We start from the raw sequence: 20,034 nt of genomic DNA, 5'->3' as shown, positions 1-20,034 counted from the left end.
CGTACGGTTAGAATTGGGTATACCAATAAGACCGTCGGGATATCACGGCTGAGCAAGGGGGCGCGGTGGCAACTCACAGCGAAGAGTTGCGGCGCCGGATCGTGGGAGACGTCAACGCCGGCACCCCCGGCTCCAAACTGGGCAGCGAACGCGATCTGGCCGAGCGCTACGGCACCAGCCGGTCCAGCCTGCGCCAGGTGCTCGCCGCGCTGGAGGAGGCCGGCCTGGTGCACCGGGTGATCGGGCGGGCCGGCGGCATCTTCATCAGCCACGGGCAGGTGGAGCGCAACCTGGCCGACGTGGTGGGCGTGCCGGCATTCCTCGCCCATCAGGGTTATGTCGCCGGTACCCGGGTACTGTCCACCAAGATCGGCATCCCCGACCACGCCACCCAGCACGCCCTCAAGCTCGGGCCCGCCGATTACGTCGTCGAGGTGCAGCGGGTCCGGCTGGCCGACGGCTCACCGATCTCGTTGGAGCACGCCCAGTTTCCCGCCGACACCGTCCCCGGCCTGCTCGAGCAACCGCTGCGCGGCTCCTTGTACGAGATCCTGGAGTCCGAGTACGGCCTGACCGCCGGCCGGGCCGTCGAACGCATCGAGGCGGTGAGCGCCACCAACGACGAGGCGGCGCTGCTGGGTATCAAACCCAAGGCGGCACTGCTGCTCATCACCCGCGTGACGCACGACCAGAACGGCACGCCGTACGAGTACTCCCGTGACCTGTTCCGCGGGGACCGCACCGCGCTGTCGGTCACCGCGCAGGGCCGCGGCCTGACCGGAGCCGACGCCGAGCCGGCCTCCATCACGCTGCAGCGCCAGACGGGCTGATCACCTCACCGTCGATGACGGTGGCGGCCACCAGTTTCGCATCCAGGTCGCGCAGCACATCCTCCGGCGCGGCGCTCAGCACGCACAGGTCGGCGGGCTGACCGGCAGCAACCGTGCGGACCGAGGTGGGCGCCGTCGCTGTGCCCAGCAACAGCCGCAGCGCCGTGCGCGCGTCGATGCGTTCGTCGGGCCCCAGCACCGCGCCCGATGCGGTGGTGCGGTGTACGGCCGCCCGCAGGGCCGCCCACGGGTCGCCGTCCCCGAACGGCACGTCGGTGGAAAGCGCCACCGGGACACCGGCTTCCAGCAGTGAGGCCAGCCGCCACAGCTGGTGGTGCTCGTCGGCAGGCACATCGGCCAGGTACTGGTCACCACGCTCGGCGACGAAGTTGGGCTGGGTCACCACGGTCACGCCCAGGGCGGCCAGCACCTCGAGCTGATCGTCGGGCACCACGGCGGCATGCTCGATGCGATCGCCGGGGTGCACACCCGCGTCGCCGAGGGCAGCAAGGCTGACCACCAACTGCGCCGCGGTCACACAGTGCAGCGCCACCGGCGCGCCTTCGTCGTGCCTGCGCCCGATCCAGGCGGTCAGCGCGCCCAAATCCAGATCGTCGTCATGCAGGATGCGCTTACCGGGCGCGAGATGGTGCACGTGCTGGCGCAGCCCGCCGCGGCGGTGCACCTCGGCCAGCAGAACCATGTCGGTGACGTCGAGATCCGGTGTGGCATCGGTGATTCCGGTGACACCGTAACCGCTCAGCCGGGCGCTGAGGGCGGCGACGGACGTGTCGCGCCGCTTGAGGGTGTCCGACCAGGACCGGTCGGCGCTGCGCAGCCGGCCGTCGGGGTGATCGGCCAGGCCGACGGCCGCCAGGCCGGCCGAGTTGAGCGTCCACAGCACGCCGCTGCGATGCTGGATGCGCACCGGCACCGGCGGCGCCAGCGTGTCGAGCACGCGCCGGTCCAGCGCGCCGGCCACCGCCTCGTGATACCCGACCGCCCTGATCCACCCGTCGTCGCCGACGGCGGCACCGGCCAGCACGTGTGCCAGGTCGTCACGGTCGTGCACCTCGCCGACACCGACCCGCACCGAGTCCGCCGCGGCCGCGGCCGAATGCACGTGCACGTGGTGATCGTGCAGGCCGGGGAGCACCAGTCCCAGCGCCGCGTCGAGCACCCGTTCCCCCGCGACGGGCGCCAGCGCGGGGCCCACCTCGTCGATCCGGGTGCCGACCCGGATGTCGACCACACTGCCGTCCAGCAGGGCTGCACGCCGAATCAGCATGACACGGACCACCTTTCCTCGATCATCGTCTGCACCCGGGCATTGTCGGCACCGAGGTCAGGTGCGCGGGCGGCCGGGCGCGGCGCCGGCGCGTGGCTGGGTTCGCCGGCCAGCCCGGCGTAGCGGGCCGCCGTCGCCGCCATCGACACCTCGATCAGTTCGCCGCCGCCCCGGCCCAGCGATTCGGTGACCACGTCCGCCGCGCACAGGCCGGTGAGTGGATCGGCGATGGCGTCCCCGGCGAACATCGGTCCGGTGCCGTGGTATTCGACCAGGCCGCCGGACACCGCCGCGTCGTCACCGAAGGCCACCCAGTCCGCCCCGGGCTCGTCGGTGCCGTGCCCGGTGATGTGCAGCCACACCCGACCGGCCCGCGGCGCAACCGTCTCCGGGCCCAGGCCGCGCCGGCGCAGCGCGGCCGGCCGGGACGCCTCGATCACCACGTCGGCGACCGACAGCAGTCGGTGCAGCGCCCGGATGTCGTCGAAATCGACCGCATACGAGAGCTTTCCACCGTTCATCCAGTCGTAGAAGCCCTGGTGTCCCGCTCGGGTGCCGTCGGGGCGCCGCGGGCTCTCCACCTTGACCACGGTGGCACCGGCGCAGGCCAACAGCCGCCCGCACAGCGGGCCGGCCCACATCGAGGACAGGTCGGCGACCAGCAGATCGGCAACCGGCCGGGCCGCCCCGGCACCCGTCACCCGGATTCGCGGTGCCGCCGCGGCGGTTTCGCCGAGCAACCCGGCGGGCAGGCCCAACAGCCGCGCCCGTTCGACCGCCGCGCCGGCGCCGTGCCGGTGCACCCACGCGGCCAGTGCCTGCCACGGGTCGCCGACGCGATCGGCACCGACCAGTGCGGGTACCGCGTCGACATCGTCGGCGCGGGCCAGGGTCACCGCGCACCATCCGTCCGCGCCGCCCAGCAGCCGGGTGGCGCCGCCGACCGAGATGCGCCCCCGCGACACCGCACCGAGCTGCGCCGCACGTCCGGTGATCAGCGCGGTGGCGTCGACGGCGACACCGGTGCGCGCCGCGAAGCGGTCGGCCTGTTCCTGGGCGCGCGCGCAGACCTGCTGCGGTGCACCGACCGGAACCATCCCGCCATCTTGCCCCGGCGGGCCGGTTCAGGGGTGCAGAGCGGTGAAACGCCAGTCGAGCACCTGACGATCCGGCGCACCGGGCTCCGTCGCGGCGGCGAACACGACCGAACGCAGCCGCAGCCGCACGCCCGTCCCGTCCGGTTCGGCGGCCTCGATGTGCAACTCGCTGTAGACGGTGTCGTTCTCGTGCACCGGCCCGGTGTGGTCGCAGGACTCCCAGCCGAGCACGGTGACCAGATCCGGCAGCAGCCGGGTGGTCTGCGCCAGGGCCAGGCCGATGGTGTGCCCGCCGTACACCAGCCGTTGCCCGCCGGGGCGCCGATCATGATGTGTGGCAGCAATGTTCAAGGACAACCGGGCCAGCTCGGGAGCGCTGGACACCACGTCCGCGGTACTCGCCAGGACGGTGCCCACCAGGGCCGGGTCGAACGCGGGGCCGCCCAGGGCGCCCAGGTCCCAGCCCGCGGTGGGGTCCGGCGGGACCGGCTGGTCGGCGCCGATCGCGGCCAGGTCGTCGCCATGCCCGGTATCGGCGGCGTCCGGGGACAGCGGCAGCATGGCACACCGGTAGAAGTCCAGCACCGAGTGGCCGGCCTGGTCCACGGTGGTCATGCGCAGGGCGGCCAGCCCGGTGGGGGCACGGCCAGGTTTGGCGGAGTTCTGCCGCAGGCCGACCACTTCGGTGCGGGTGGTCAGGGTGTCCCCGATGACGGGAAACCGGTGGAAGGTCAACCCGCGGTAGAACAGGTTGGCCTTGACCCGCTGGGTGACCAGGGTGGACTGCCCGATGGCGATATCGCACACCAGCGCGGGATGCGCCAGCGGGCCGCTCCGGCCGGTGACGGCGCCGGCGAGCTCGGCGTCCAGGGACAGCCGCAGCCGGTCACCCAGAATGGCCTGGTGCGCTGCCGCGGCGCCCGAGGTGAGCGTCATCGACGGCGCGGTGTCGAAGACCTGGCCCACGTGCAGGTCGTCGAAGTAGGGGCCGCCCGGCGTGTTGGCGTTCACGTTCGCACTGTAGGTCAGGGATGTACGGGCTCCCCGGTCACCTGGTGATCGGCATGGTTGAGGCCCTCCTGCACCAGCCGGCTCAGATGCCCGTCCCGCAGCCGGTAGAACACCCGCCTGCCGTCCTTGCGTGTCTCGACCAACCGGGCGAACCGCAGCTTGGCCAGGTGCTGACTGATCGACGTGCGCGATGCGCCGGTCGCCTCGGCGAGCGCGGTGACATCGGCTTCGCCCTGGGCCAGCAGCCACAACAGGTGCAGCCGGGTCCGGTCGGCCAGCATGCGGAAGGTCTCGCTGGCGATATCGAGCCGCTGCCCGTCCGGGGCACCCTCATGGACCAGCGAGGGCTTCGGTCCGCGCGGGAGTGGATCCCTGCTCATCGGCCGTCCCGCCCCTCCGTGCCGTCCCTGCCATCCGCACCGCGGCGATCGCCGCGAATGTAGCGAGAATAGCGAGAATCCCGGCCGTCGCCGCCTGATCCACCGCCGCGCCGACCCACCCGGCCACCGGATAGGTGATCAGGAACCCGGCATGCGACAGCGAGAACTGCGCGGTGAACACCGCCGTGCGGTGCTCGCCGGCATTGCGGCGCAGCAGCCGCCCGGCCGGCGTGTTGATCATCGACGTTGCCGCGCCCAGGACGATCCACAACACCGTCAACGCGGGCCAGCCCACCGACCCGGTCGCCAGCAGGATGGCCGTCGCGACCAACCCGGCCGCCGCCAGCACCGCGCCGCCGAGCATCACGGTGCGATCGGCCACCCGGCCCAGCACGACCGGAATCAGCAGGGCCAGCGCCATCGATCCGGCGCCGTAGCAGGCCAGCAGCAGTGCCACGTCGGCGTTTCCGCCGCCGAGCCGGCCGCGTACGTACACCACGGTGTTCACGACCACCAACCCGGTGGCCGACGCCACCACCACGTTCATCGCCAGCAGTGACCGTAATTCGCTGCTGCGCAGCATGATTCGGGTACCCATCGAGATCCGCGACAGCAGCGGTGCGGAGGCGCCGGTGGCCGGCTGGCGCGGGATCGCGGTGCCCAGCACCAGCGCCAGCGACACCAGGAATCCGGCACCGGTACCCGCGAACAACCCGTGGTAGGTGATGACGGTGAGCAGCGCCGCGGCCAGCAGCGGGCTGAGCAGCGCTTCCAGGTCATAGGCCAGCCGGGACAACGCCAGGGCGCGGGTGTACTGGCGTTCGTCGGGCAGCACATCGGCGATCACGGACTGGAACGTCGGGGTGAACGTCGCCGACGCGGCCTGCAGGACGAAGACCAGCAGATAGATCTGCCACACCTGATCCACCCACGGCAGCGCCAAGGCCACCACCGCGCGCACGATATCGGCCCCGGCCAGCACGGCCTTGCGGGGCAGTCTCGCCGTCAGACCGGACATGACGGGGGCGGCGAACACGTACGCGACCATCTTGATGGCCAGCGCGGTGCTCAGGACCGCGCCGGCCGCCCCACCGGCGAGGTCGAAGGCGAGCAGACCGAGCGCGACGGTCAGCAACCCGGTTCCGGCCAGGGCCGTCACCTGGGCGGTGTAGAGCCGCCGGAAGACAGGGTGGCGCAGGATCATGTGCCCAGTATGCCCTATATGTGCGCAATTGCGCACATATAGGTTCATCCGATCTCGTCGACCAGACCCCACGCCAGCGCCGTGCCCGCATCGATGGTCCGGCCTGACAGCACGAGGTAGGCGGTGCGCCAGCGGCCGATCCGGCGGGTGATGCTCACGGTCCCCCCGGCGCCGGGGATCAGCCCGAGCGCGAGTTCGGGCAGCCCCAGGACCGCATCGGGGTGGCAGCGCACCCGACCGCAGTAGGCGGCCATTTCCAGTCCGCTGCCGAGCACCTGGCCGTGCACCACCGCGCGGCACCGCACCCCGAGCCGGGCGGTGAGCTCGTCGAGCACCAGCGCGGGACTGTGCCGGGTGCGGGCCAGGTGCGCGGCCGCGGGGTCGGCGAAGGTGCCGAACTCGGCCAGATCGCCTCCGCTGCAGAAGGACCGGCCGTTGCCGGAGAGCACCACCTCGGTGACGCTGTCGTCGACGCGCGCCACCTCGAGTGCCTCCAGCAAGGCAGCGCGGGCGTCGGTGGTGAAGGCGTTGTGCCGCCGCGCCCGGTTGAACCGCACGTACAAGGTGCCGCCGTCACGGTCGGCCTGAACCGGGTCCGGCAGCACGGGCAGCGCCACCGGGCCGCGTTCGGCCAGCCAGCGGGCGAACTCGGGCCCGGCCTGCAGGGTCGAGTACGCCAGCGATTCGGTGATCACCCCGCCGAAGGCCGGCGCCGCCGGATCCAGGGCCCGCAGCACGTCGTCGCACACCGCCGCCGCGTGCGGCCAGCGGGCGCACCGCTGCCGCAATTCGGCAACGGTCTGCTCGACGGATGCGACGGTGACCATCCGCGGGTCGGCGGAGGGCCGCTCGGTGAGCGTGAAGGTCAGGTGATCCGCGGGCGTGCCGATGCCCACCAGAATGCCTGGGGGCAGCGCCACTTCGGTCACGAGTACTTGTTTATCAGCTCCTGCTTGTAGAGCTTGCCGGTATCGGTGCGCGGCAGCTGCGCCTCGAACGAGATGGACCGCGGGCACTTGTAGTGCGCCAGCTTGTCGCGCAGCCAGCCGAGCAGCTCCTGGCCGAATTCCTCGGTGGCGTCGGCCGGGTCGACGGTCTGCACCACACCCTTGACGGCCTGGCCCATGTCGTCGTCGGGGATGCCGAACACCGCGGCGTCCATCACCTTGGGGTGGGTGACGAGCATGTTCTCGGCCTCCTGCGGGTAGATGTTCACCCCGCCGGAGATGATCATGTGGTGCCGCCGGTCGGTCAGGTAGAGGTACCCGTCGTCGTCGACGTAGCCGATATCGCCGACGGTGAGCCAGCCGTGTGTGTTGCGCGAGGACGCCGTCTTGTCCGGATCGTTGAGGTACTCGAAGTCGTTGCCGCCCTCGAAGTAGATCTCGCCGGGCTGTCCCGGCGGCAGCTCGTTGCCGTCCTCGTCCAGGATGTGGATGGCACCGACCATCGGCTTGCCGACCGAACCCGGGTGGGCCAGCCACTCCTCGGCGCTGATCAGCGTCGAGCCGATGGCTTCCGAGGAGGCGTAGTACTCGTCGACGATCGGCCCCCACCAGTCGATCATCTGCTTCTTGATCTCCACCGGGCACGGGGCCGCGGCGTGCATGACCCGCTTGAGCGACGAGATGTCATAGGACTCACGCACCGATGCCGGTAACTTGAGCATCCTGGTGAACATCACCGGCACGAATTGCCCATGTGTGACACCGTGTTTCGCGATGGCCTCGAGAGTGCCCTCCGGGTCGAACTTCTCCATGACCACCACGGTCAACCCACCGGCGAGGGCGTTGAGCGACCACACCGACGGGGCGGTGTGGTACAGCGGCGCCGGACTGAGGTACACGGCGTCGGGCCCCATCCAGTACTCGACCAGCATCGCCATCATGCCCGGCACCTCCGACGGCGGCAGGTGCGGCAACGCGCGCTTGATGCCCTTCGGGCGGCCGGTGGTGCCCGAGGAGTACTGCAGCAGATCACCCTCGATCTCGTCGGCGATCGGGGTCTCGGGCAGATCCTGCACGGCCTGCGGATAGCGCGCCCAGCCGTCCAGATCGTCGGCGGTGGTCAACAGGATCTCGGGCAACCCGCCCGGCAGGTGCTCGGCCAGGGCGGCACAGGTGTCCCGGAGCGCGGCCGACGCGACGATCGCCTTGGCCGCACTGTTGTCGATGATGTAGGCGGCCTCGGCGGCGGTCAGATGCGTGTTCAGCGGTACGTAATACAGACCGCTCCGGCGCGCCGCCCACATGATCGTGTGCATGTGTTCGGTGTTCTCCATCAGGATGGCGACCGCGTCGCCCTCCCGCAGGCCGCGGCTGCGGAAGTAGTGCGCGAGCTGGTTCGCCCGGGCCTCCATCTGACCGAACGTGACCACGGTGCCTGCCGGGTAGAGGACGACAGCCGGCTTGTCGGGCGTCGCGAGCGCGGTTTCACGGATCTGCATGGGCTGACTCTACGATGCCGCGTTTGACACCTGTCAAGTGGTGGCCTCCGCCACACCTTCTTCGGCCGGGACCACGTGCCGGTTTCGGTTCGGCGCTACGGTGGAATACCGGTTTGCTCGCTCGATTCGAGGCCCGCAAGGAGACCAGTGACGGACGACGGACCACTTCGGGTGCTGGTCACCGGGGCCACCGGATATATCGGCGCTCGCCTCACACCGCGACTGGTGGACGCCGGCCATCAGGTGCGGGTGCTGGTCCGCGACCCGGACAAGATCCGGGCGGTGCCGTGGGCCCGCGACGTGCAGGTCTTCCGCGGTGACCTGATGGATCCGGACACCCTCGAGGCGCCGTTGCGCGACGTCGACGTCGTCTACTACCTGGTGCACTCGATGAACAGCGCCGGCGAGTTCATCCAGCAGGAGCGGCGCAGCGCCCAGAATGTCGCCGAGGCGGCGCGCCGGGCAGGGGTGGGCCGCATCGTGTATCTGGGTGGCCTGCACGCCGACTCCGGTCCGCTGTCGACGCACCTGCGCTCACGCACCGAGGTGGGGCAGATCCTGATCGACTCCGGTGTCCCGACCATCGTGCTGCAAGCCGGTGTGGTCATCGGGTCCGGTTCGGCGTCGTTCGAGATGATCCGGCACCTGACGGACCGGCTGCCGGTGATGACCACACCGCGCTGGGTGAACAACCACATCCAGCCCATCGCGGTCCGCGATGTCCTGCACTACCTGATCGAGGCGGCGACTGCGGACCTGCCCCGCAGCCGCACCTACGACATCGGCGGACCCGACGTGCTGCGCTACGGCGAGATGATGCAGATCTATGCCGAGGTGGCCGGCCTGGCGCGGCGCCGGATCCTGGTGCTGCCCGTCCTCACCCCGCGATTGGCCGGGTTGTGGATCGACCTGGTGACACCGGTGCCGCGCAGCATCGGGCGCGCCCTGATCGAGTCCTTGAGCACCAATGCCGTTGCCACCGAACATGATATCGACGCCGTCATCGCACCGCCGCCCGGCGGGCCGACGGCTTACCGGCAGGCCGTGGCATTGGCCCTGCGATACGCCGCCACCGGCGAAGGGCACCCGACCTGGGCCACCACGTCCCCGACGGGCGCGCCGTCGGACCCGCTGCCGTCGGACCCCGGCTGGGCCGGGCAGGCGGTCTACACCGCCGAACGCCACACCGACTGCGCCGCCCCCGCCGACCAGGTGTGGCGGGCCCTCCAGGAAGACTTGGAAGAAGACGACCGGGCAGACACCGGGAAGTCGTGGCGCTCTTATCCTTTCGGAACCGGCCGCCGCCCGCTGGTCGAGCAGCAGACCGATCAGCGGTTCGTCCGGCTGCGGACCCGAACCCGGGCACCCGGTGGCGGGTGGCTGGAATGGCGGCTCGAACCCCTCGGCGAGCACCGCACCCGGCTACACCTGCGGGCCGTGTTCACACCGAGAGGCCTTGCCGGACAGGCTTATTGGCATGTGTTGTATCCGCTACACCGGGTCATCCTGGCCGGTGCGCTGCGCCGCGTCAGCCGACGCGCGCACTGACCCCGAAACGGCGACACCGCCCCCGGCCGGAGCCGGAGGCGGTGTCGGTGCAGAAGATCGGCGTCAGTCGGACTCGGCCAACCGGGTCTTGAGCGCGTCGAACTCGTCCTTGATGCCCGTCGGGAGCTTCTCGCCGACGAACTCGAACCACTCCTCGATGAGCGGCAGTTCGGCCCGCCATTCCTCGGCGTTGACGGCCAGCGCCTCATCGACGTCGGCGGCATCGACGTCCAGGCCGGCCAGGTCGAGGTCGGCCGCGGTGGGCACGATGCCGATCGGGGTCGACTTGCCGTCGGCCTTGTGCTCGATGCGCTCCACGGCCCACTTGAGCACGCGGCTGTTCTCCCCGAAGCCCGGCCACAGGAAGCGGCCGTCGTCGCCGCGGCGGAACCAGTTCACGAAGAAGATCTTCGGCATCTTGGACTCGTCGGCGTTCTTGCCGATGTTGATCCAGTGCTGGAAGTAGTCGCCGACGTTGTAGCCGAGGAACGGCAGCATGGCCATCGGGTCACGCCGCACGGTGCCGACCTTGCCCTCGGCGGCGGCGGTCTGCTCGGAGCCCAGGGTGGCGCCGATGAACACGCCGTGCTGCCAGTCGCGGGCCTGGGTGATCAGCGGCACCGTGGTCTTGCGGCGGCCGCCGAACAGGATCGCCGAGATCGGCACACCCTGCGGGTCGTCCCACTCCGGGGCCACCGACGGGCACTGCGAGATCGGGGTGCAGTAGCGCGAGTTCGGGTGCGCCGCCTTGTCTTCCGACTCGCGGTACCAGTCCTGGCCCTTCCAGTCGATGAGGTGGTCGGGGTCGCCCTCCAGGCCCTCCCACCAGACGTCACCGTCGTCGGTCTTGGCGACGTTGGTGAAGACGGTGTTGCCGGCGGCGATGGTCTTCATGGCGTTCGGGTTGGACGACCAGTTGGTGCCCGGCGCGACGCCGAAGAAGCCGAACTCGGGGTTGACGGCGTACAGCCGGCCGTCCTTGCCGAACCGCATCCAGGCGATGTCGTCGCCGACGGTCTCGGCGCGCCAGCCGGGGATGGTGGGCTGCAGCATGGCCAGGTTGGTCTTACCGCATGCCGACGGGAACGCCGCGGCGATGTAGTACGCCTTGTTCTCCGGCGAGATCAGCTTGAGGATCAGCATGTGCTCGGCGAGCCAGCCCTCGTCGTGGGCCATGGCCGACGCGATCCGCAGCGAGTAGCACTTCTTGCCGAGCAGGGCGTTACCGCCGTAGCCGGACCCGAAGCTCCAGATCTCCCGGGTCTCCGGGAAGTGGCTGATGTACTTGGTGTCGTTGCACGGCCAGGGCACGTCCTGCTGGCCCGGCTCCAGCGGGGCGCCGATCGAGTGCAGCGCCTTGACGAAGAAACCGTCGTCACCGATCTTCGCCAGCGCCGCCGCGCCCATCCGGGTCATGGTGCGCATCGAGACCACGACGTACTCGGAGTCGGTGATCTCGACGCCGAGCTTGGGGTCCTCGGCATCCAGCGGGCCCATGCAGAACGGCACGACCCACATGGTGCGGCCGCGCATGCTGCCGCGGTACAGCTCGGTCATGATGCCGCGCATCTCGGCGGGCGCCATCCAGTTGTTGGTGGGGCCGGCGTCGACCTCACGCTCGGAACAGATGAACGTGCGCGACTCCACCCGGGCGACATCGGACGGATCGGACAACGCCAGGTAGGAGTTCGGCTGCTTTTCCGGGTTCAGCTTCTGGAAGGTGCCGACCTCGACCAGCTGCGCCGCCAGGCGCTCGTATTCCTCTTCGGAGCCATCGGCGAACACCACCCGGTCCGGCTGCGTCAGCTCCGCAACCTCCTGGACCCAGGCCAACAGCCCCTGATGTTTGGTCGGTGCACTGTCGAGACCGGGAATGGTCGCTGAGGTCATCTAATATCTCCTGCGTAGGTTACGCGCCGGTAGCATCGGCGATAACTGGTAGGTCACGGTCGTCCCTATGGAGAGGTTAACGCCCGTGACATACCCGTGGTGAATCGGAACAATGTCCGATCACTCACAAGAACGATTCAGATACTCCAGTTGGCCGCTTCCTCTTATTACCCACTTTCCAACCCGGCACAAACCCTGGCCAATGCGGTGCGCAGCCGCGGCAGTTCGCGCTGACCTGCGGCCGCCGACCGCGCGGTGAGCGCCGCGATATCGGCCAGTTCGGCATCGATCTCCTGGATACGCCGCGCCAGCGCCGCCGCCGCACGTTCGTCCTGAGCGGCGGCCTCCCCGGTGAACCGAACCTCCGCCATCAGCACCCGGTGCGCGACACGCTGCTCGGTGGCTTCCCGCAGGCGCGCGGTGACCTCGCCGACCCAGCGGTCCACCACGGCCCGGTCGTGCAGCACACTGCGGATCCCGATCACCCAGACCGTCAGCAGCAGGCCCGCGACCGCGCCGACCGCCACCCCCAGCGCGGTGAGCCCGGGCGCCAGGCCGGCGAACAGCCTGCTCACCGCGAACGCGGCACCGAGGCCGAAGCCCGCGCCGAGCACCATCATCAGCCGGGTCTCCAGCGTCCTGGACCGCAATCCCGGCGCACCGGCGTCCGGTACCGGCGCGGCCGGCGGCACCTCCGGTGCGGGCAGGCCGAGTTCGGTGGCGACATCGGTCAGGTGCTCGGTGATGCCGTCGTCGACCTCCCCGACCACCTCGGCGCAGCGCCGGTGCACGTAGGACACCAGCCGCTCGGCTCGCCGGCCGTTCCAGTCGGCCACGTCCTCGGACAGCTCGGTGCGCACCGACGCACACCGGTTCCTGGCGAAGTAGCCCAATTGGACCCGGGCCTGCTGCACCTGGCTGCGCAGGGCGATGTTGCGCTGCGACCGCTGCAGCCGGCCGGCCCGCAGCAGCTCGTCCCGCTCGGCCCGCAGCTGCACCGCCCGGCCGTCCGGCCGGTGCGCGCCGGACAGCTCGCCGATCCGCGCCGTGAGGTGAGTTTCCCACGCCCGCAAGGTGTTTCGGTGAAGGGCGGCGGCGTCGGCGAGACGCTCGGACAGCACATCGACCAGCTCGTCGAGCGACGGTTCGCCCGCCTCGGGTGCCGCGGCGACGCCCACCCACGGCATGCCGGCGTAACGCCGCGACCGGGCGGCCACCGCGTCGCGGTCCGCGGCCAGCACCGCACGCCAGCCCCGATGCACGTCGGTCTTGGTCACCGCCCCGACCACCAGATCGGTGTGCCGGGCCGCGGCGTCCAGCAACACCGCGTCGGACTCGGTCAGCGGCGCCACCGCCGACACCGCGAAGACGACGGCCGAGGGCGCCTGGTCGGGCGCCAGGTCACCGGTTTCGACGAAGGTCCGGTCCGGCATCCGGGCCCGCAGCGCCGCGGCCAATGCCGACGCCCCGGCCAGCCACGGCCCGGCGACCAGCACGACGTCGCGGTGCACCACCTCCGGGGGATCGACGCCGTCCGGAATGCCGGTCAGGTCCGGCTCGGGATCCCGCGTGGCCTCCGGGGCGGTCATCCGCGCGCCGCCAGCCGCAGCGATCCCCTGGTCAGCGCGCTCGCGCAACTGCGGTGCAGCGAGTTCAGCGGCCCCCGGCCGTAGCGGCTCCAGCGCCCGGCGTCGGCGTTCGCACCGACCGGCAACCCGTCGGCGCGCAGCACCTCGGCCGCCGCCGTCATCTCCGCCAGCACCACCCGGTCGGAGGCCAGCACTTCCCACAACTCGGCGTTCCCGGACCGCACCGCCAGCGCCCGCACCTCGGTGAGCGCGGCCTGCAGGCGCCGGTAGCGCTGCGGCGCCGTCACGGCATCGAGCGCGTCGAGCACCCCGTCGAGGCCGCTGAGCTCGCGCATCAGGGCCGGCAGCGACTCCGGATCCGTGCCGGCCCGCAGCGCGGCGGTGAGCGCGGCGATGCCGAACCGGTCCAGCACGGCCAGCAGCCGCCCGCGGGTCGCGGCGTCGACGGGGTGCGGCCCGGCGGTCACCGCGTCGGTCGTGGACAGGTCCGGCGGGTCGACGGCCATCGCTTGCAGCGCACCGAGCAGCGCCTCGTCCGGCGCGGCCGTCGAGGCGACCGCCAGCAGGGCATTCATCGGCACCGTCGGCCGTCCGGTGCGCGCCCGCACCTCGGCGACCTGGCGCGCCAGCGCCGAGCCGAGCAGGTCCTGTTTGTTGAGCACGACGAGGGAGTTGGGGCCGCAACCGGCCAGATCCTCGGGTTTGACGGTCTCGGCGACCACCAATACCGCGGCGTCGGCCGGGCCCCGAACGACGGCGCGGCCCGCGTGGCGCAGCGCGGCGGTCACCGTGGCGCGCCCGGTCCCGGGCCGGCCGGTCACCTCGACCCGGATCGGGCGGTTCAACCGACCCACGATCGGGGCCAGCCGGGACTCGCCGGTTTCCGCGGCGAAGGCCGCCAAGACGTCGGCGAGAATGACCGGCTCCTTACCTCACGAGTCGCACTGACACCATTTCCCACCTCAAATGGTGGCACCGCGCCGACGTACTCGTGAACGGTGTTTTTCCGCACACGCCGCGCTCGGCAACTGTTGGGTATCAATCTGCACCACGATGCAGGTAGATCGGCCTCGATGAGCGACGATGGACCGATGCATGCCCAGAGCCAGGAAGCCGGCCACGAGCTGTCGGATTCAGGCATCTCGGGCCGGAGCACAACGGACGGTCCGCAGGACGCCCCCGAGCAGAAACACCATCACCGGCGGGTCAGCAGCTTCCGCAACCGGCGCTCGACCCTCAGCGGCACCCAGCAGGAGTTGTGGGAGCGGCGCTGGCCCGAGATCGGGGCCGAGGCCCGCGACGCCGCCGGCCGGCCGCTGACCCGCGATATCGCGCAGTGGTTCGGGCGCCGGGCCCCGGTGGTGCTGGAGATCGGCTGCGGTACCGGCGTCTCGACGCTGGCCATGGCCGTGGAGGAGCCGCATCTGGACGTGGTGGCCGTGGAGGTCTACCGGCGGGGGCTGGCCCAGCTGCTGGGTGCCATCGACCGCAACGACGTCACCAACATCCGGCTGATCCGCGGCGACGGTGTCGACGTGCTGGAGCACATCTTCGGTACGGCGTCGTTGACCGGCGTGCGGATCTTCTTCCCGGACCCGTGGCCCAAGGCCCGCCATCACAAGCGCCGGTTGCTGCAACCCGAGACGGTGGCGCTGATCGCCGACCGGTTGGTGCCAGGCGGCGTGCTGCACGCCGCCACCGATCACGCCGAGTACGCCGAACACATCGCCGAGGTGGGCGACGCCGAGCCGAGGCTGCGCCGCGTCGCCGACACCGCCGCCGGCGCGTTGCCGATCTCGGTCCGGCGACCCGAGACCAAGTACGAAGGCAAGGGTTTGCAGGCCGGCCGCGATATCGCCGAGCTGGTGTGGGTACGTACCCATGGAATGACGGAGTGAGCAGAGGTGACTGGCCGATGAGCATCGCAACCGACATTCCGGCGGTACCCGAGATCTCGGCACCGGCCGAGGAGGTGCACGCTCCGGAGATCCGGAAGGTGCTGCTGGTCTGGGATGCGCCCAACCTGGACATGGGGCTGGGTTCCATCCTCGGGGGCCGGCCGACGGCCGCGCACCGCCCGCGGTTCGACGCCCTGGGCCGCTGGTTGCTGCAGCGCACCGCCGACATCTCCGCCACCGCGGCGCCCGCGCCGGACACCGGGACCGACGCCCAGCCCGAAGTTCTGGTGGAGCCGGAAGCCACCGTCTTCACCAACATCGCCCCTGGTAGCGCCGATGTCGTCCGCCCCTGGGTGGAGGCACTGCGTAACGTGGGCTTCGCGGTTTTCGCCAAACCCAAGATCGATGAAGACAGCGACGTCGACAGCGACATGCTCAGCCACATCGCGCTCCGCCGGAGCGAGGGCCTGGCCGGGCTGGTGGTGGCATCGGCCGACGGTCAGGCGTTCCGGGCGCCGCTGGAAGAGATAGCTCACGACGGCGTTCCGGTGCAGGTGCTCGGATTTCGCGAACATGCCAGTTGGGCGTTAGCGTCGGATACCTTGGAGTTTGTCGACCTGGAGGACATCGCAGGTGTCTTCCGGGAGCCGCTACCGCGAATCGGCCTTGATTCGCTGCCCGAGCAGGGCGCTTGGCTGCAGCCCTTCCGGCCGCTGTCCGCGCTTTTGACCTCGCGCTTATAGACAACAGAAGTGATATGCGCGCGCAGCGTGACCAGAGCATATTAAGGAGTTGACGTGTTCGCCTGGTGGGGTCGAACGGTGTACCGATTCCGATACATAGTGATCGGTGTCATGGTCGCACTGTGCCTTGGTGGCGGCGTGTTCGGGGCGAGCCTCGGTCAGCATGTCACCCAGAGCGGTTTCTACAACGAGGGCAGCGAATCGGTGCAGGCCTCGCTGCTCAGCGACGAGGTGTACGGCCGTGACCGGACCAGCCACGTCGTCGCGATCCTGACGCCGCCGGATGACAAGAAGGTCACCGACAAGGACTGGCAGAAGAAGGTCGTCGGGGAACTGGACCAGGTGGTCAAGGACCACCCCGATCAGATCGTCGGCTGGGTCGGCTGGCTCAAGGCCCCCGACACCACCGATCCGACCGTCAACCAGATGAAGACGCAGGATCTTCGGCACACCTTCGTCAGCATTCCGCTCAAGGGCGACGACGACGACACCATCCTGAAGAACTACCAGACGGTGCAGCCCGACCTGGAGAAGATCAATGGCGGCGATATCAAACTCGCCGGCCTGAACCCGCTGGCCAGCGAGCTGACCGGGACCATCGGCACCGACCAGGCCCGCGCCGAGGTGGTCATCATCCCGTTGGTGGCGGTGGTGCTGTTCTTCGTGTTCGGCGGCGCCGTGGCGGCCGCGCTGCCCGCCATCATCGGTGGCCTGACCATCGGCGGTGCGCTGGGCATCCTGCGGCTGACCGCGGAATTCGGCCCGGTGCATTACTTCGCCCAGCCCGTCGTGACGATGATGGGCTTCGGTATCGCCATCGACTACGGCCTGTTCATCGTGAGCCGGTTCCGGGAGGAACTCGCCGAGGGCTACGACGTCGAAGCCGCGGTCCGCAGATCGATCATGACGTCGGGGCGCACGGTGGCGTTCTCCGCGGTCATCATCGTGGCGTCGATCCTGCCGCTGCTGCTGATCCCGCTCGGCTTCCTGAAATCCATCACCTACGCCGTGATCGCCTCGGTGCTGCTGGCCGCTTTGCTGTCGAACACCGTGCTGCCCGCCGTCCTCGGCATCCTGGGCACCAATGTCGACGCGCTCGGGGTGCGCACCCTGCTGCGGGTGCCGTTCCTGGCCAACTGGCCGTTCTCCCGCAAGATCATCGACTGGTTCATCGAGAAGACCCAGAAGACCAAGACCCGGGAAGAGGTCGAGAAGGGCTTCTGGGGCAAGTTGGTCAATGTCGTGATGAAGCGGCCCATCGCGTTCGCCGCCCCGATCCTGATCATCATGACCCTGCTGGTGATCCCGATCGGCCAACTGGCCCTCGGCGGTCTGAGCGAGAAGTACCTGCCGCCCGACAACCCGGTGCGGATGGCCCAGCAACAGTTCGACGAGGAATTCTCCAGCTTCCGTACCGAACCGCTGACCTTGGTGATCAAGTCCGACAACGGCGACCCGGTCACCGATCAGCAGCTGGCCACCGTGCGCGCCGAGGCGCAGACCGTCTCCGGGTTCGCCGGCACCGACAACCCGTCGAAGATGTGGCAGGAACGCTCGGCGCAGGAGAGCGGATCCAAGGACCCGTCGGTCCGGGTGATCCAGAACGGTCTGGTCGACAACAGCACCGCGCCCAAGAAGATCGAGGAACTGCGGGCGCTGACGCCTCCGCGGGGCACCACGATCCTCGTCGGCGGCACCCAGGCACTGGCCCAGGACAGCATCCTGACGCTGTTCGACAAACTGCCGCTGATCGCGGTGATCCTGGTGATCACCACGACCATCCTGATGTTCCTGGCGTTCGGATCGCTGGTGCTCCCGATCAAGGCCGCGTTGATGAGCGCCCTGACGCTCGGATCGACGATGGGCATCCTGACGTGGATGTTCGTCGAGGGCGGGCACGGCTCCGGGCTGTTCAACTACACCCCGCAGCCCCTACTGGCTCCGATGATCGGCCTGATCATCGCCGTCATCTGGGGTCTGTCGACCGACTACGAGGTGTTCCTGGTGTCCCGGATGGTGGAGGCCCGCGAGCGCGGCCTGTCCACCGCGGAGGCCATCCGCATCGGCACCGCCACCACCGGCCGGCTCATCACCGGCGCCGCGCTGGTGTTGGCCGTGGTGGTCGCGGCATTCGCGTTCTCCGACCTGGTGGTGATGAAGTACCTGGCCTTCGGCCTGCTCATCGCGCTGTTGCTGGACGCCACCGTCATCCGGATGTTCCTGGTGCCCGCGATCATGAAGCTGCTGGGCGACGACTGCTGGTGGGCACCGCAGTGGATGAAGCGGGTGCAGCAGCGCATCGGGCTGGGCGAGGTGGAGCTGCCCGACGAGCGCAAACGGCCCACCGTGCGCGACCCGAACGAGCCGGCCCCGGACCCGGCCGCGCTGGTCGGCGCCGGCGCCCCGATGCAGGCACTGCCCGCCCACGATCCCACCCACCCGGCGCCGGCCGCGCCCGCCGGTGGCCGGCCCCCGGTCCCGCCGGTGCGCCCGGCCGGACCGTCGGCCGCGGGCACGACGCGGATCCCCACCACCGGTGCCCCCGCGCCCGAGCCGCCCACCACGCGGTTCGCCGCACAGCCGGACTCGCCGGCGACCGTGGCCATCGACGCGGCCCGCAACGCGGTCAACGCCGCCGGTACCGAGCGGACCCGCCGTGGTGAGCCCAGCCGGGACAAGCGCGAGATCGAGTCGTGGCTCGGTGACCTGCGCAGCGGCGGCAGCAGCGCGCCGCCGCCGCGGCCGTCGGCGCAGCCCACGGTCGCGATGGGCGACCCGGCCGGCAACGCCCCGACCACTGCCATCCCGACGCAGCGGGATGCGGATGCCACCGAGAAGCTGGACACCTCCAAGATCCGCGACACCGAGGCCGGTGACGACGCACCGACTCGCCGCAGCGGTGGGCTCAGCGCCGCCGATCTGCTGCGCCGCGAGGGCCGGCTCTAACCGGAGTCGGTATCGGGGTCGAGGTCCGGATCGGACCGCACGGCCGGAGTTTCCGCCGCGAGCAGGGCTTCCTCGGTGGCCGGGTCGGGCGCCAGCAGCACCCGCACGGCGCTGTTGAGCACCGCGACGATCGGCACGGCCAGCAGCGCACCGACGATGCCGGCCAGCACACCGCCGCCGGCGATGGCCAGCACCACCGCCAGCGGGTGCACCGAGACCGCGCGGCCCATCACGATCGGTTGCAGCACATGCGCTTCCAGCTGTTGCACCGCGATGATGAGGCCCAGGGTGATCAGGGCGTACACCCAGCCCTTGGCGATCAACGCGACGATCACCGCGATGCCGCCGGTCAGCACCGCACCCACCAGGGGCACGAACGCGCCGAGGAACACCAGCGACGCCAGGGGTAACGCCAGCGGCACCCCCATGATGGCCAGGCCGGTGCCGATGCCGACGGCGTCCACCAGTGCCACCAGGCAGGTGGCCCGCACGTAGCCGATCAGGGAGCGGAACCCCGCCCGCCCGGCGTCGCGGACCCGGTCGCGCACCGTCACCGGGAAGATCTTGGTGACGAAGGCGAAGATGTCGCGGCCGCCGTTGAGCAGGAAGATCAGCGTGAACAGCACCAGCAGGGCGCCGGTGACGATCTCGGTGATGGTGCCCGCGGTGGACAGCGCACCGCTGGTCAGTTTGGCCTGGTTCTCCCGCAGCGCGGTGATGACCGAGTCGCCGGCGTGGTCGATCTGGTCCTTGCTCAGGTGGGCGGGACCCTCGATCAGCCAGACCCGCAACCCGTCGATGCTGCGCGTCACCTGCTCGACGAGATCCGGTGCGCCACTGATGAATTGGCTCACGACGAAGGTCATGATGCCGCCCACCACGGCGATCGCACCGAGGATCACGGTGGCCACCGCGGCGCCGCGCGGCACCCGGCGTGCGTGCAGCAGGTCCACCGCGGGCAGCAGCAACGCGGCCATCATGGCGGCCAGCGCCACCGGCACGAAGATCAGTTCCAGGTGGGTGATCACCCACAGCAGCGCAACCACCGCAGCGCCGATGACGAGCAGCCGCCACGACCAGGCGGCCGCCTTACGGACCAGTGGGCTGACCGATTCGTCGGCCACGGGGTCGGCACTGGGTATCAGGGTCATGCGTTTGAGCGTA

Annotated in this window: 16 protein-coding genes; 5 read left to right on the top strand and 11 right to left on the bottom strand. The window is 70.3% G+C overall.

The genetic code is table 11. The features are described from left to right. Positions 1 to 65: 65 nt before the first annotated feature. Positions 66 to 830 (top strand): GntR family transcriptional regulator, encoded by a 765-nt coding sequence (locus BN977_RS16290; RefSeq protein ID WP_024450351.1) that lies wholly within the window; start codon positions 66 to 68, stop codon positions 828 to 830. Here the strand turns inward: BN977_RS16290 and BN977_RS16285 are convergent. From BN977_RS16285 to fadD4, 7 genes are all read right to left on the bottom strand, one after another. Beyond that, positions 805 to 2,118, bottom strand: coding sequence for an amidohydrolase family protein (locus BN977_RS16285; RefSeq protein WP_036399600.1), 1,314 nt, complete (start codon positions 2,116 to 2,118; stop codon positions 805 to 807). The genes BN977_RS16290 and BN977_RS16285 overlap by 26 nt on opposite strands. Next, positions 2,112 to 3,215 (bottom strand): CoA transferase, encoded by a 1,104-nt coding sequence (locus tag BN977_RS16280; protein WP_024450353.1) that lies wholly within the window; start codon positions 3,213 to 3,215, stop codon positions 2,112 to 2,114. Before BN977_RS16280 ends, BN977_RS16285 begins: the two co-directional genes overlap by 7 nt. 27 nt (positions 3,216 to 3,242) lie before the next feature. After that, complete coding sequence (locus tag BN977_RS16275) at positions 3,243 to 4,151, bottom strand: hotdog family protein (RefSeq protein WP_234709635.1); 909 nt, start codon at positions 4,149 to 4,151, stop codon at positions 3,243 to 3,245. Positions 4,152 to 4,240: 89 nt separating this feature from the next. Continuing rightward, complete coding sequence (locus tag BN977_RS16270; protein ID WP_024450355.1) at positions 4,241 to 4,606, bottom strand: ArsR/SmtB family transcription factor; 366 nt, start codon at positions 4,604 to 4,606, stop codon at positions 4,241 to 4,243. Beyond that, a complete protein-coding gene (locus tag BN977_RS16265; protein WP_084172582.1) occupies positions 4,557 to 5,810 on the bottom strand; it encodes an MFS transporter in 1,254 nt (417 codons plus the stop codon). Before BN977_RS16265 ends, BN977_RS16270 begins: the two co-directional genes overlap by 50 nt. Positions 5,811 to 5,854: 44 nt before the next feature. Further along, positions 5,855 to 6,739, bottom strand: coding sequence for an enoyl-CoA hydratase/isomerase family protein (locus BN977_RS16260; protein ID WP_109790221.1), 885 nt, complete (start codon positions 6,737 to 6,739; stop codon positions 5,855 to 5,857). Then, on the bottom strand, positions 6,736 to 8,256 hold the full coding sequence (gene fadD4 / locus BN977_RS16255; RefSeq protein ID WP_036399594.1) for a fatty-acid--CoA ligase FadD4: 1,521 nt from the start codon (positions 8,254 to 8,256) through the stop codon (positions 6,736 to 6,738). The genes BN977_RS16260 and fadD4 overlap by 4 nt, the downstream gene beginning before the upstream one ends. Positions 8,257 to 8,403: 147 nt before the next feature. Between fadD4 and BN977_RS16250 the strand changes: the two genes are divergently transcribed. Next, the gene (locus BN977_RS16250; RefSeq protein WP_036399592.1) at positions 8,404 to 9,804 is read left to right on the top strand and encodes a DUF2867 domain-containing protein; all 1,401 of its coding nucleotides are present in this window, start codon (positions 8,404 to 8,406) and stop codon (positions 9,802 to 9,804) included. Between the two features lie 63 nt (positions 9,805 to 9,867). Here BN977_RS16250 and BN977_RS16245 read toward each other — a convergent pair whose 3' ends face one another. The 3 genes from BN977_RS16245 to BN977_RS16235 form a co-directional block, all read right to left on the bottom strand. Further along, complete coding sequence (locus BN977_RS16245; RefSeq protein ID WP_024450359.1) at positions 9,868 to 11,694, bottom strand: phosphoenolpyruvate carboxykinase (GTP); 1,827 nt, start codon at positions 11,692 to 11,694, stop codon at positions 9,868 to 9,870. Between the two features lie 167 nt (positions 11,695 to 11,861). After that, positions 11,862 to 13,283, bottom strand: a complete 1,422-nt coding sequence (locus BN977_RS16240; protein ID WP_036399590.1) for a hypothetical protein — start codon at positions 13,281 to 13,283, stop codon at positions 11,862 to 11,864. Then, positions 13,280 to 14,185, bottom strand: a complete 906-nt coding sequence (locus tag BN977_RS16235) for a hypothetical protein (RefSeq protein ID WP_036399588.1) — start codon at positions 14,183 to 14,185, stop codon at positions 13,280 to 13,282. The genes BN977_RS16240 and BN977_RS16235 overlap by 4 nt, the downstream gene beginning before the upstream one ends. A 171-nt stretch (positions 14,186 to 14,356) precedes the next feature. Here BN977_RS16235 and trmB point away from each other — a divergent pair, with 171 nt between their 5' ends. The 3 genes from trmB to BN977_RS16220 are packed head-to-tail and all read left to right on the top strand — an operon-like array spanning position 14,357 to position 18,870. After that, on the top strand, positions 14,357 to 15,181 hold the full coding sequence (gene trmB / locus BN977_RS16230) for a tRNA (guanosine(46)-N7)-methyltransferase TrmB (RefSeq protein ID WP_036399586.1): 825 nt from the start codon (positions 14,357 to 14,359) through the stop codon (positions 15,179 to 15,181). A 17-nt stretch (positions 15,182 to 15,198) separates the two neighbouring features. After that, positions 15,199 to 15,924, top strand: a complete 726-nt coding sequence (locus BN977_RS16225; protein WP_024450362.1) for an NYN domain-containing protein — start codon at positions 15,199 to 15,201, stop codon at positions 15,922 to 15,924. Between the two features lie 54 nt (positions 15,925 to 15,978). Then, positions 15,979 to 18,870 carry a trehalose monomycolate exporter MmpL3 gene (locus BN977_RS16220; RefSeq protein ID WP_036399584.1) on the top strand — a complete coding sequence of 964 codons (2,892 nt, stop codon included), beginning with the start codon at positions 15,979 to 15,981 and terminating at the stop codon, positions 18,868 to 18,870. Here BN977_RS16220 and BN977_RS16215 read toward each other — a convergent pair. Next, on the bottom strand, positions 18,867 to 20,021 hold the full coding sequence (locus tag BN977_RS16215) for an AI-2E family transporter (RefSeq protein ID WP_036399582.1): 1,155 nt from the start codon (positions 20,019 to 20,021) through the stop codon (positions 18,867 to 18,869). The genes BN977_RS16220 and BN977_RS16215 overlap by 4 nt on opposite strands. Positions 20,022 to 20,034: the final 13 nt, after the last annotated feature.

Origin of the sequence: Mycolicibacterium cosmeticum (genome assembly GCF_000613185.1) — a bacterium.
GTDB lineage: Bacteria > Actinomycetota > Actinomycetes > Mycobacteriales > Mycobacteriaceae > Mycobacterium > Mycobacterium cosmeticum.
Note: the sequence above shows the minus strand (reverse complement) of the source record. Positions and strands in the feature narration are given on the sequence as shown.

Coding starts and splice junctions, on each gene's coding strand:
- BN977_RS16285 (WP_036399600.1), bottom strand. CDS start 2,118: ATGCTGATTCGGCGTGCAGCCCTGCTGGACGGCAGTGTGGTCGACATC.
- BN977_RS16225 (WP_024450362.1), top strand. CDS start 15,199: ATGAGCATCGCAACCGACATTCCGGCGGTACCCGAGATCTCGGCACCG.
- BN977_RS16275 (WP_234709635.1), bottom strand. CDS start 4,151: ATGACGCTCACCTCGGGCGCCGCGGCAGCGCACCAGGCCATTCTGGGT.
- BN977_RS16265 (WP_084172582.1), bottom strand. CDS start 5,810: ATGATCCTGCGCCACCCTGTCTTCCGGCGGCTCTACACCGCCCAGGTG.
- fadD4 (WP_036399594.1), bottom strand. CDS start 8,256: ATGCAGATCCGTGAAACCGCGCTCGCGACGCCCGACAAGCCGGCTGTC.
- BN977_RS16240 (WP_036399590.1), bottom strand. CDS start 13,283: ATGACCGCCCCGGAGGCCACGCGGGATCCCGAGCCGGACCTGACCGGC.
- BN977_RS16270 (WP_024450355.1), bottom strand. CDS start 4,606: ATGAGCAGGGATCCACTCCCGCGCGGACCGAAGCCCTCGCTGGTCCAT.
- BN977_RS16215 (WP_036399582.1), bottom strand. CDS start 20,021: ATGACCCTGATACCCAGTGCCGACCCCGTGGCCGACGAATCGGTCAGC.
- BN977_RS16245 (WP_024450359.1), bottom strand. CDS start 11,694: ATGACCTCAGCGACCATTCCCGGTCTCGACAGTGCACCGACCAAACAT.
- trmB (WP_036399586.1), top strand. CDS start 14,357: ATGAGCGACGATGGACCGATGCATGCCCAGAGCCAGGAAGCCGGCCAC.
- BN977_RS16280 (WP_024450353.1), bottom strand. CDS start 3,215: ATGGTTCCGGTCGGTGCACCGCAGCAGGTCTGCGCGCGCGCCCAGGAA.